Raw genomic sequence first — 12,879 nt, forward strand, 5'->3', positions numbered from 1 at the left:
TCCTTATCTTATTTTATAATGTTTTTCACTCCATCAACTATTACTTCTAGACCTTCTGGAGTATTGCTGCCATATTTTATATCCACACCTGAAATTTCTCCCCCTGCTTGCGATAAATTGTGATAATGATTATTACTGCTTATATTATATTTCCAAAGATATTTTTGATCTTCCTTATTAAACCATGGCAGCTGCGAAATATAAAGTATATTATCCTCATTTAAATACTTAGGAGAGCTACACCATATGTAATTAGAATTATATTGCAAAATATCATCTTTTTTAAATACATCATTTTTGCTGGATACATATTCTTTTTTAGTTATGTCTTTTGTATTACCATTAGAATCAACCAATATCATATTTTGAGTCTTATTTTCTAGAATGACTATATTTTTCTTAGAAGGACTTATATCATAATTAATTCCTTTTGGAAGAACCCCAGTATACTGTTTTTCATTATTTACTATATTATAGCTTAATTTTACTTCTTCTCCATTTGAAAGTTTGATATTGTAATTTCCAGTCTTAGGAACATCTTTTTTTATTTCTTTCTCTTTCATTTCATTTGCTTGACTTTTTTCATTTTCTTGCTTACTCTTACTATCTTGCTTTATGTTATCAGCTCCATCTTTCTGGTCTTTACCTTTTTCCTTAGACTTCTCAAATTTTAACTTCACCTTTTCTCCAATGCTATCGTTTATGCTTCCACCAAATACTGCTGTTAGAGCAATGATTAAAAGAACTATGCCTATTATTATCTTTATTCTTTTTCTTCTTTTCATTTCTTCATTATACTGACTGCTAAAAATGCTAGGCTTTGGCATTAAGGCACCTCCCGACCTAAGAACTAGTCACAATAAAATATTTTTCTCTTATCATAATTATAATACTATTCTCTGTATTTTAACAAATATATTATACAGAAAAAGAACTAAGATTTCAAAAATCTTAGCTTCTTTTTCTATTAACTAGCAAAATATTTATTTAAAGCTCTATACTCAATTTTTTCATTTTGCTTAACTAGTTTTATGGCTCTTAAACAAATTTTTGCTGTATCTATACATGTAAAAATAGGAACTCTGTATTCAGCACTTTTTCTTCTTATTTTAAATCCTTCGCTTTCACTATTGTTCCCCTTAGTAGGAGTGTTTACTATAAATTTTATCTTTTTCTTACTTATTAAATCAAATAGCTTTTCTGTATCTATAACTTCACATTTTATATTATTTTCTCTCAATATTCTTCCAGTTCCTTCTGAACTATATACCTTAAAGCCTAAATCGTAGTATTCCTTTATTATGTTTGCTCCTTCTATCTTGTCTACATCTTTGAGAGATACGTATATGGCTCCTTCAGTTTCAATTTTTATCCCTGCACTTAAAAGTCCTTTATAGATAGCCTTATCCAAATCATAATCTATCCCTAAAACTTCTCCAGTAGATTTCATCTCTGGTCCTAAATAAATATCTACATCAGCAAGCTTTTCATTAGAAAACACTGGTACCTTAACTGCATGAAGAGAATTTTCTTTTTTAAGACCAGTTCCATAACACATATCCTTTAATTTTTCCCCAAGCATGATCTTCACTGCTATCTTTACCATAGGAACTCCTGTTACTTTGCTTAATATAGGTACAGTTCTTGACGCTCTTGGGTTAACTTCAATTACATAAACATCTTTTCCATCAAATACATACTGAATATTTATAAGGCCTACTGTCTTTAGAGCTTTTGCTATCTTTTTAGTATTTTCAACCAGCTTCTCAATAGTTTCCTCTTTTAATGTCATAGGTGGATATACTGTTATACTATCTCCCGAATGCACTCCAGTTCTTTCAACATGTTCCATTATACCTGGAATTAAAATGTCTTCTCCATCTGATATGGCATCTACTTCTATTTCTGTTCCCTTCACATACTTATCTACAATTATAGTATGACCATTTTCTAAGTTTACTGCTTCATTCATGTATTTTTCTAAGGCTGCCTTATCATATATAACTTCCATAGCCCTTCCCCCTATTACATAAGAAGGTCTTACTATAACTGGATATCCTAGCTTTTCCACTACATGGAAAGCCTCTTCTACATTGCTAACAGCTCTACCTGTAGGAGTTTTTATATCTAAGCTCTCTAAAAGTTTTCTAAATTTATCCCTATCTTCAGCTAAGTCTATAGACTCAAATTGAGTTCCTAGTATATTTACTCCTTTTTTAGATAACTTCTCTGCAAGATTTATAGATGTCTGCCCGCCAAATTGAAGTATTACTCCTTTTGGATTTTCCTTTCTTATCACATTCATAACATCATCTATATATAAAGATTCAAAATAAAGCTTATCAGAGGTATCAAAATCTGTACTTACAGTTTCAGGATTGTTATTTATCATAATTGATTCATATCCAGCTTCATTGATTGCCCATACTCCATGCACACAGCAGTAATCAAATTCTATTCCCTGGCCTATTCTTATAGGACCAGAGCCTATCACCATAATTTTTCCTTTATCTGAAACTGTATTTTCATCTTCCTTATCATAGCATGAGTAATAATATGGAGTTTTAGCTTCAAACTCTCCGCTGCATGTATCTACCATTTTATATACTGGATATATATCTTTTAATTTCTTAACTATTTCTATTTTTTCAACATCTATATTAGATAGTTTGCTTATTTGTTCATCTGTAAATCCTAAAGTACTAGCATCGCAAATCAATTCATTATCTATGTGCTTGCTTTCAAGTCTTTTTTCTATTTTAATTATGTTATTTATTTTATTTAAAAACCACTTATCGATTTTTGTTAACTCATATATAAAATCTATAGAAATATCTCTTCTTAGAGCTTCTCCTATGGCAAATATTCTTTCATCATCCTGCATTTTTATTTTATCTATTACTTCTTCATCTGACAGCTCATTTCCGTTTGCAAGCTTTAGCCCAATAATTTTGCCCTCTAAACAAGTTATAGCCTTTAAAAATGCACTTTCAAAATTTCTATCAATGGCCATAACTTCACCTGTTGCCTTCATTTGAGTTCCAAGTCTTCTTGCAGCAGTACTAAATTTATCAAAAGGCCACTTCGGCATTTTAACCACTACATAATCCAGAGCTGGTTCAAAACAAGCACTTGAAGTTTGTGTAACATAATTCTTCAGTTCATCTAAACTGTATCCTATGGCTATTTTTGAAGCAATCTTTGCTATTGGATAACCCGCAGCTTTAGACGCTAAAGCACTAGAACGGCTAACTCTTGGATTTACCTCTATAACTATATACCTGTCGCTAAAAGGATCTAGAGCAAATTGTATGTTACACCCTCCCTCAATCTTAAGACTTCTTATAATTTTAAGAGCTGAATTTCTTAACATATGATACTGCTTATCTGTCAGGGTTTGAGAAGGAGCTACTACTATACTATCTCCAGTATGAACTCCTACTGGATCTATATTTTCCATGTTACATATTATAATGCAGTTATCCTTTTTGTCCCTAATGACCTCATATTCTAATTCTTTCCACCCAGCAACGCTTTGTTCAAGAAGTATCTGATGGATAGGACTCATGGTTAATCCCAGTTCACATATTTCTAAATATTGCTCCATGTTCTCCGCAATTCCGCCGCCAGTTCCTCCTAATGTATAGGCTGGTCTTATAATTATAGGCAGTCCGTGTTTCTTTACAAATTCCCTGCATTGATCCATATTTGTTGCAATAGCGCTTTCTGGAATAGGCTCTTTGATTTCTATCATTAATTTCTTAAATTCTTCTCTATCTTCTGCTTTTTTTATAGTCTCAGCATTAATACCTAATAGTTTCACATTATGCTTTTTTAAAACTCCCTTGTTCTGAAGTTCCATAGCTATATTTAGAGCAGTTTGTCCTCCGAATCCTGCAAGTATTCCACTAGGCTTTTCCTTTTCAATAATTTTTTCTACAACCTCCACCTTTAGAGGTTCAATGTACACTTTATCGGCTATATTTAAATCAGTCATTATAGTAGCAGGGTTGCTGTTTACTAAAATAGTCTCAATTCCTTCTTCTTTTATAGACTTACAAGCTTGAGTTCCTGAATAGTCAAATTCTGCTGCCTGCCCTATAATTATAGGACCTGAACCTAAAATTAAAATCTTTTTTAAACTTTTATCTAGTGACATATTTTTTCCCCCTTGAGATGAATCTTTCTACATTGCCTGCTCTTTTAATTTTTGCTCCATACACGCTATGAATTTATCAAATAAATATGAGCTATCTGCAGGACCTGGTGCCCCCTCTGGATGAAACTGAACCGAGAATACAGGTAAAAACTTATGCCTTATTCCTTCTACAGTATTATCATTTAAGTTTACATGAGTAACAATCAGTTTCTTATCATCTATGCTTTTCTTCTCTACAGCATATCCATGATTTTGAGCTGTTATATATACCTTATCTCTTTCTATATCATAAACCCCATGGTTTCCACCTCTATGGCCGAACTTCATCTTATAGGTATTACCTCCAAAAGCAAGAGCCAATATTTGATGACCTAAACATATTCCAAATGTTGGCTTAACCTTCACAATCATTTTAACAGTTTCTACTGCTTCTGGTACATCCTTTGGATCTCCAGGTCCATTACTTAACATTACTCCTTCTGGATTTAACCTCATTATTTCTTCAAAACTTGTGTTATAGGGAACTACAGTAATATCGCAGTTTCTTTTCTTCAGATTTTCAATTATATTTGCTTTTGCCCCAAAATCTATTAAAACTACTTTATGTCCTTTACCTGGAATATGATAAATTTCTTTAGTACTTACTTCCTTAACATAGTTTTTTTCATCATTATATGTCTTTAAGCAGTTTTCAAGTTGACTTATTGTTAATTCTTCATTTGTTATAACGCATCTCATAGTTCCCTTTTCTCTTATCTTTTTAGTAATACTTCTTGTATCTACTCCATATACCCCAACTACATTCATATCTTCTAGCATATCATTTATAGTTTCTTCACTAGTATAATTGGAAGGCATATCACAAATAGATTTAACTACAAGTCCTCTTGCATGTATCTTTTTAGATTCCCAATCTCTTTCATTCACCCCATAATTGCCAATCAGAGGATATGTCATGTTTATAATTTGACCTGCATAAGATGGATCTGTAACTATTTCTTCGTAACCTGTCATAGAAGTATTAAAAACCAACTCTCCTACTGAAGTACCCTTCTTTCCAAAACCCTTTCCACTATAAATTGTTCCATCTTCAAAATATAGCATTCCATTCATTAAATTTACCCCCTCTTTGCTGTATATGCATCTACATTTTTGTGAAACTTTATGCACAATCCTTGTATATGTTAAATTAATGTTTACCACATTGTAATTGCTGATTTTGCATACAATTATACTGATAATATATTTTTTATGTTGTAATTTTTATTCATTCATTTTTTATATTTATACAAAGATTATCACTTTAACTTTTCATTGTCAATACATAAATAGAAACCTTTTGCCAGAAGGCATAAGGTTTCATATTTATTTTATGTTTCTACTTCCCGGTTTTACATATTCTATTCCTTTCTTACATAAAGGGCATTCATCCTTCTCAAAGCTTTGTACCTCTAATTCTATAGCACTATATATAGGATACTGGACTTTGCTGCTTTTTCTGTCAGCTATACAAGCAATTCCTATAACTTCTCCTCCAAAACTTTTAATAACCTCAGCAGTTTCTAAAGAGGACTTTCCTGTAGTTACTACATCTTCTGTTATCAATACCTTCTGTCCTTGTTTTATTTCAAAACCTCGTCTTAAAGTCATCTTTCCATCTACTCTTTCTGTAAATATTGCAGGCTTTCCAAGCTGACGTCCAAGCTCATAGGCAACTACAACTCCTCCCATAGCAGGTCCCAAAACTATATCAAAATCTAAATTCTTCACCTTATCATATACTACACTTAGAACCTTCTCCGCTCTATCTGGATATTGCAAAAGCTTAGCACACTGTACATATCTATTGCTGTGTCTTCCTGAAGATAATAGAAAATGTCCCTCTAACAATGCTCCTACTTCTTTTAAAATATCCAATACGTTTATGTTATTATCCATAATAATTTCCCCCATTCTTTTATTTCTTCTCCAATGGCACATTAGCACCTAAACTATTCCTCTAATCTCACTTAAATCCTTAATTCCTTCCTTATCCATAAAATCTTGAATTCCACTTATTATATCCAAAGTAATATCTGGTTTCATAAAGTTTGCACTTCCTACTTGAACAGCATGAGCTCCTGCCATTATGAATTCTACAGCATCTTCTGCACTGGCTATTCCTCCTATTCCTATTACAGGTATGTCCATATTTTTACATACCTCATAAACCATTCTAAGAGCAATCGGCTTAATTGCTGGCCCAGATAATCCTGCAAAGATATTATCAAAAACTGGCTTTCCTTTCTTTATATCAATAGCCATGCCTTTAAAAGTATTTACTAAAGATAAGGCGTCGGCTCCAGCTTCTCTGCATTTGCATGCCATATCCACTATATTCTCAGCATTTGGTGACAACTTTACTATAAGAGGCTTTTTGCAGAGCTTTCTCACTTCTGAAACCACCTCAAAGGCAATCTTAGATTTTATGCCAAAAGCCATTCCTCCACTTTTTACATTTGGGCAGGATATGTTGAGTTCAATCATATCTACATCAGTATCATTTAACTTTTCTATGCCTCTTAGATAATCTTCAACAGTTCCTCCACCTAAGTTTGCAATTATTACTGTGTTTAGTTTTCTCATTTCTGGCAGTTTTTCATTAATAAAGCTATCTATGCCTGGATTTTGAAGTCCTACGCTGTTCATTATGCCACTTGCAGTTTCATATATTCTAATGCCATCATTGCCTTCTTTTTTATTTATTGTAAGCCCTTTTGTAGAAATGCCTCCTAACTTTGAAACATCAAAAATATTTGAATACTCTTCTCCAAAACCAAAAGTTCCAGAATGCAGCAATTATGGGATTTTTAAAAATTAACTCCACAGATATCTACACTAATCATAAAAAATCAAATCCCTTCCTTTAAATACTGGACCATCTTTGCATGTTCTTTTATTTTCCTTCTTTTGTCTTGCAAGTACAAACTAAACATGCTCCTACCCCACAGGCCATCCTATTTTCCATAGAAACATATACTTCTACACCTTTTCCACGCACATATACGCAACTTTTTTCATCATAACTTCAGGCCCGCAGCATATCACTAAATCATATTCTTCTGGCTTTAATAAATCTGTAACAAAGCCTCTATATCCTGTTTTACCTGTTTCACTTGCAATATGTATGGAATTCACACGTCCTTCAATTTTCTCTAAACCATAACTAGAATCTCTAAATCCAGCATATAAATCCATACTGCATCCTTTAAGACTTTTTATCAGATAATTCATAGGAGCAATGCCTACTCCACCTGAAATCACTGCAACCTTTCCTCTTATATTCTCAACATCAAATCCCATTTCCTAAGGGTCCCATTATACTGACTTCATCATTTTCTTTTAATTTACTTAATATCTTTGTCCCTTTACCTACAACTGCATAAAGAAAGGTTATTCCCTCTTCATCTACATCATGTACACTTATAGGTCTTGGAAGTAATAATCCTTCTTCCCATGCTTTTAACATATAAAATTGCCCAGGCTTTGCCTTAAAACTTCCTTTTATAGTAAGCTTAAATATATCTGCTGAAACTTTAATATTCTCTTTAACCTTCTCTTTATCATATATCATTTCCAGCACCTTCTTCTATTCGGATTTAGTAAATCCAAGTTCTTTTTTCATCTTCATAACTTCTTTTCTAGCATATTCATCAAATTTTTCTTCACCATCTTCATACTTCTTGTAAGCTAGAAGTATTCCTCTAGAAGAGTTTACTACACCACCATTACCATTCTTTATATATACACTAGCTTCCTTCGCTCCACCACCCTGAGCTCCAAAGCCAGGAATTAAGAAAAATGTTTTATCTAAATCCTCTCTTATCTTCTTGCCGTCTTCTGCAGTAGTACATCCTATTACTCCACCTATAGAACTATAGCCGCAGCTTCCTAATACTTCTTCCCCAAGTACTTGTACTTTTTCTCCTACAATTTCATAAATTCTTCTTTTAGAACTGTCTTGTACATACTCAAAATCCTGAGCTCCTTTATTAGACGTTCTCATTAGTACAAAGAGTCCTTTTTCTTTATTCTTAATATAATCCATATAGGCTTCTATGCTGTCCATTCCCATATAAGGATTTACAGTAATAAAATCTGTTTCAAAATCTCCTTCAAAATGTGCCTTTGCATACATCTTTGCTGTATCAGAAATATCACCTCTTTTAATATCAGAGATTGCTATACATCCTAAACTTCTTATATATTCTAAAGTCCTTTTATATGCCATAAGCCCTTTTATACCTAAAGCCTCGTAGTAGGCTATCTGCACTTTAAAACAAGCAGCATGGTCCATTGTTGCATCTATTATTTTTTTATTGAATTGAAAAATTCCATCTTCTATGTTAGTGTATTTATTTAAAAACACAGCTGGTATATAACTTAAATTCGTATCTAGTCCTACACAAACGTTTCCTTTTCTCTCTACTTCTTCATATAATCTATCTATAATCAACTTAATTCCGCCCCCTAATTTACACTATAAATTTTTAACTATTCTGATAGACTATTTTTCCACCTTTAATTGTCATAAGCACTTTTCCAAAAATCTTGTGCCCATCAAAAGGAGTATTCTTTCCCTTGGACACAAAATCTTTTGAATTTATTACATATTCCTCATCTAAGTCTACTAAAACTAAATCTCCATCAAAGCCTATTGAAATTTGTCCTTTATTTAAACCCATTATTTCTGCTGGTCTTTTTGACATAAGTTCTGATAATTTGTTTAATGATATATTTTCTTTCTTAACAAGTTTTGTATAGCATACAGAAAATGAAGTTTCTATTCCTGAAATTCCTGGCGCTCCATTCAATTTATCTTCTAGTGTATGAGGTGCATGATCTGTTGCAATTGCGTCAACAAAACCCTCTCTTATCGCTTTAACTAAAAAGTCCACATCTTCTTTCTCTCTAATTGGTGGGTTCACTCTATACTCATCTTTACTTGTTAAAGCTAGATGGTGTGGAGTTACCTCACAAGTAACCTTTACCCCCTCTTTTTTAGCCTCTATTACATATCTCATTGCTTCCTTTGTACTTACATGAGCCATGTGAAGTCTGCATCCTGTATTCTTTGCAAGATACAGGTCTCTCCATGTCATCATATTTTCCGCTGCCCTCATGTCTATATCGCTCATCTCAGGATTTTCAGCATGAGATATTACAGTAATTCCTTCCCTCTTTGCTTTTAACATAGCTTTAAACATAATCTTATCATCAGATACACCTTTTCCATCATCCGATATAAACTTTACATTTCCTTCTATTTCATCTAAATGACTTAAAGTTTTTCCATCTAAGTTCTTAGTAATTGAAACTACTTGATGCACATCTATAAATCCTATTTTTCTAGCTTTTTCTCTTACATAATTGACAATGCGCATATCTGAACTTATAGGATTTGTATTTGCCATTAAATTAACTGTAGTATATCCTCCTGTTACAGCTGCCCTGCTTCCGCTTAATATATCTTCTTTATAAGTAAATCCCGGATCTCTAAAGTGAGCATGCATATCCACAAAAGCAGGCATCAGTACTTTTCCTTTTCCATCTATAACCTTACACTTTTTAGATATATGCTTACCAACTTCATAAATCTTTCCCTTATTTATATAAACCTCTCCATAAAAGTCTCGCACCCAGTCTACTATTTTTACGTTTTTTATTAGCACTTCCATCTTGTTTCCTCCTAGATTTCACTTTTATATGCTTCGTCACAATATTTACATCTATACTCTCCTGTGGCCTTGTTTGCTAAATAAAATCTGTGAGGAACGTATTTCTCTACGGTTGTTATGCATCTAGGATTCTTACATCTTATTACATTCTCAACTTCCTCAGGAAGCCGCGGTTCAATTACAATTCTATCTTTTATACTATCTATATTTAACATTAATCACACACCCCCAAAAGCTTGCATATTAAAGCCATCCTTACGAACATTCCCAATTTCGCTTGTTTAAAATAACACGCTCTTGAATCCTTATCTACTTCAATTGATATTTCATTAACTCTTGGAAGTGGATGAAGAATTATCATATCCTTTTTTGCATACTTCATCTTTTCTTCATTTAAAATATAGCAATCCTTAAGTCTTATATAATCTTCTTCATTAAAAAATCTTTCTCTTTGAACTCTTGTCATATAGAGTATGTCTAGCTTTTCTATAACTTCTTCTAATCTTTCTGTTTCTAAAAACTCTATATTTTTCTTTTCTAATACTTCTTCTCTTATATAATCTGGAATTTTTAATTCTTCTGGTGAGATTAAAATAAACTTATTATTCTCATATCTTGACAAGGCCTTAACTAAAGAGTGTACAGTTCTTCCAAACTTTAAATCACCACAAAGGCCAATTGTATGATTTGAAAAACTTCCTTTTATATTTTTGATAGTTAATAGATCTGTTAAAGTTTGAGTTGGATGTTGATGTCCTCCATCTCCTGCATTAATCACAGGTATACTTGAGTACATAGAGGCAACTTTAGCAGCTCCTTCTTTTGGACTTCTTATTGCTATAATATCAGCATAACACCCTACAGTTCTAACAGTGTCGGCCAGGCTTTCTCCTTTTGACACAGAGCTGGAGTTTGCATCAGAAAATCCTAAAACCTGTCCTCCTAATCTGAGCATAGCTGCTTCAAAGCTTAATCTAGTTCTTGTACTAGGTTCATAAAAAAGTGTGGCTAAAATCTTTCCACGGCAAATCGTTGAATATTCCTCAGGATTTTTAATTATATTTCCTGCTAAGTTAAAAATCTCCTCTAATTCCCCTATAGTAAAATCTATTGGGTCAATTAAACTTCTCCCTTTTATCATAATTATCTCCCTTCTTAGTCTCTCTGAACTAATTTTAAAGGTATATAAAAATGCCTTCCCGTATACGAGAAGGCATGAAAATACAACCATATAAACATACAATAAACCATTGTATGCATTTCACATTCATCCTTCTCAGTATCTCGTACTTAGTTAAAGGCATTTTCTATTTATTTTTGATTCATTTTAACATAGATAAACTATAAAATCAATAGAAAAATGTGAAATCATTATTTTATAAAATCTTTAATTGATATTGAATATAATTTTATTGGAAATATTATTTTTATTAAACAACTCCCATAACAGCAAATATAATTGCTACTATAGTTGATAATACAGGAATTACAACTGAAATCATACCTATATCAGCATAAGATTCCTTATGTGTCATTCCACAGATTGCAAGCAATGTTATAACTGCTCCATTGTGTGGAAGTGAGTCAAAACCACCACTAGCCATGGTTGCTATTCTATGAAACACTTGTGGATTTATTCCATGTTGTATAGCCATGTCCATATATTGTTTTCCTAATATTCCAAGTGCTATACTCATACCACCTGATGAAGAACCAGTGATACCAGCAAGTACGTTAACAGATATAGCTTCTGAAATTATAGGATTGCTTGAAACACCAAGAATTGCTCCTTTTATGATAGCAAATCCAGCTAACATTTGAATAACATTTCCGTATCCAACTTCTGAAGATGTATTGATAATTGCAAGAAGTGAACCAATTGCACCATCATTAACACTCTTCTTAGCCTCAAATCTCTTTAAGTTAAATAATATAGTAAATATAATTCCTATAACAAGTGCTATAATTAAGCTCCAAGTACCAGAAACTTTTGATAACTCAGTCAAATATGGTTCTAATTTTAAATAGTCACCATTATATTTACCTGCTACAAAAACGAATTTTGATAATATAAAATTAATAATTAAAACTAATATTATTGGTAATATTGCTAATGTTAATGATGGTAAATTGTTTTCATCTAAGTTGCTAACTTTTTCTCCTGAGTGATTTCCATAACCTTCTCCAGCAGCTGCAGCTTTTTTAGCTCTCATTGTTAACCATGCCATACCACCAGTAAACATACATACACCGCCAATAATACCTATAATTGGTGCGGCATAAGCATTAGTCCCAAAGTATGGCATTGGTATAGCATTTTGTATTTGTGGTGTTCCTGGTAACGCTGTCATTGTAAATGTAAATGATCCTAATGCGATAGCTCCAGGTATTAATCTTTTTGGAATATCAGCTTCTTTAAATAATTGCATTGCTATTGGGAATACTGCAAATGCAACAACGAATAATGAAACTCCACCATATGTCAATATACCGCAAGATAACACAACTGCTAGTATTGCTTTATCTTTACCTAGTTTATGAGCAATAGCATGGGCAATTGCTTTAGCTGCTCCTGAATCATCCATAATCTTACCAAATATAGCTCCTAGCAAGAATATAGGGAAATAAGATTTAGCATATCCAGCAAATGCATTCATAAATACTTCTGTATACGTTGCCATTATAGGCACTCCACCATTTAATAATACCGCTAATAATGCCAAAATCGGTGCAAGAATAAGTACTGTTATACCTCTATAAGCAAGGTACATCAATAATGCAAGTGAAAGTATAACTCCAATAACTCCTAACATTAGTTCATCTTCCTTTCATACGTTTATTTTGTAATATTAAGTTTTCTAGGAGAATTGCTTCTCCTAAGAAAACTAATTTTGTGCATTAATAATTAATAACCAGTTAAATTATATTATGGGGGTGTATGAGTTTTATCTTTATTCAATTATGGGGGTATATGAGTTTTATCTTTATTTCATTATGGGGGTA

8 protein-coding genes and 3 pseudogenes are annotated in these 12,879 nt (G+C 32.4%); all 11 read right to left on the bottom strand.

The genetic code is table 11. From position 1 onward, the window contains the following. Window positions 1-8 precede the first annotated feature (8 nt). A complete protein-coding gene (locus tag ACFWTK_RS06695) occupies window positions 9-827 on the bottom strand; it encodes a hypothetical protein (RefSeq protein WP_415875279.1) in 819 nt (272 codons plus the stop codon). A 140-nt stretch (window positions 828-967) separates the two neighbouring features. Beyond that, window positions 968-4,159 carry a carbamoyl-phosphate synthase (glutamine-hydrolyzing) large subunit gene (carB, locus tag ACFWTK_RS06700; protein WP_415875280.1) on the bottom strand — a complete coding sequence of 1,064 codons (3,192 nt, stop codon included), beginning with the start codon at window positions 4,157-4,159 and terminating at the stop codon, window positions 968-970. Window positions 4,160-4,186: 27 nt separating this feature from the next. Continuing rightward, a complete protein-coding gene (gene carA / locus ACFWTK_RS06705; RefSeq protein ID WP_415875281.1) occupies window positions 4,187-5,272 on the bottom strand; it encodes a glutamine-hydrolyzing carbamoyl-phosphate synthase small subunit in 1,086 nt (361 codons plus the stop codon). Between the two features lie 252 nt (window positions 5,273-5,524). Next, window positions 5,525-6,097 (bottom strand): orotate phosphoribosyltransferase, encoded by a 573-nt coding sequence (pyrE, locus tag ACFWTK_RS06710; protein ID WP_415875282.1) that lies wholly within the window; start codon window positions 6,095-6,097, stop codon window positions 5,525-5,527. Window positions 6,098-6,145: 48 nt separating this feature from the next. After that, window positions 6,146-7,044: pseudogene (locus tag ACFWTK_RS06715) on the bottom strand (dihydroorotate dehydrogenase). After that, window positions 7,037-7,772, bottom strand: a pseudogene (locus ACFWTK_RS06720) (dihydroorotate dehydrogenase electron transfer subunit). Before ACFWTK_RS06720 ends, ACFWTK_RS06715 begins: the two co-directional pseudogenes overlap by 8 nt. Window positions 7,773-7,787: 15 nt before the next feature. Then, window positions 7,788-8,654 (bottom strand): orotidine-5'-phosphate decarboxylase, encoded by an 867-nt coding sequence (pyrF, locus tag ACFWTK_RS06725; RefSeq protein ID WP_415875283.1) that lies wholly within the window; start codon window positions 8,652-8,654, stop codon window positions 7,788-7,790. 34 nt (window positions 8,655-8,688) lie between these two features. Next, window positions 8,689-9,876 (bottom strand): dihydroorotase, encoded by a 1,188-nt coding sequence (locus tag ACFWTK_RS06730; protein WP_415875284.1) that lies wholly within the window; start codon window positions 9,874-9,876, stop codon window positions 8,689-8,691. Between the two features lie 11 nt (window positions 9,877-9,887). Next, window positions 9,888-10,079 (bottom strand): annotated as a pseudogene (locus ACFWTK_RS06735) (aspartate carbamoyltransferase regulatory subunit); the annotation flags it as partial. An 11-nt stretch (window positions 10,080-10,090) separates the two neighbouring features. Then, window positions 10,091-11,017 (bottom strand): aspartate carbamoyltransferase, encoded by a 927-nt coding sequence (gene pyrB, locus ACFWTK_RS06740; protein ID WP_415875285.1) that lies wholly within the window; start codon window positions 11,015-11,017, stop codon window positions 10,091-10,093. Between the two features lie 289 nt (window positions 11,018-11,306). Then, window positions 11,307-12,689, bottom strand: coding sequence for a GntP family permease (locus ACFWTK_RS06745; protein WP_415875286.1), 1,383 nt, complete (start codon window positions 12,687-12,689; stop codon window positions 11,307-11,309). Window positions 12,690-12,879 lie beyond the last annotated feature (190 nt).

This window comes from Clostridium sp. (genome assembly GCF_047777555.1).
Classification (GTDB): Bacteria; Bacillota; Clostridia; order Clostridiales; family Clostridiaceae; genus Clostridium_H.

Coding starts and splice junctions, on each gene's coding strand:
- ACFWTK_RS06730 (WP_415875284.1), bottom strand. CDS start 9,876: ATGGAAGTGCTAATAAAAAACGTAAAAATAGTAGACTGGGTGCGAGAC.
- pyrB (WP_415875285.1), bottom strand. CDS start 11,017: ATGATAAAAGGGAGAAGTTTAATTGACCCAATAGATTTTACTATAGGG.
- carA (WP_415875281.1), bottom strand. CDS start 5,272: ATGAATGGAATGCTATATTTTGAAGATGGAACAATTTATAGTGGAAAG.
- pyrE (WP_415875282.1), bottom strand. CDS start 6,097: ATGGATAATAACATAAACGTATTGGATATTTTAAAAGAAGTAGGAGCA.
- carB (WP_415875280.1), bottom strand. CDS start 4,159: ATGTCACTAGATAAAAGTTTAAAAAAGATTTTAATTTTAGGTTCAGGT.
- ACFWTK_RS06695 (WP_415875279.1), bottom strand. CDS start 827: ATGCCAAAGCCTAGCATTTTTAGCAGTCAGTATAATGAAGAAATGAAA.
- ACFWTK_RS06745 (WP_415875286.1), bottom strand. CDS start 12,689: ATGTTAGGAGTTATTGGAGTTATACTTTCACTTGCATTATTGATGTAC.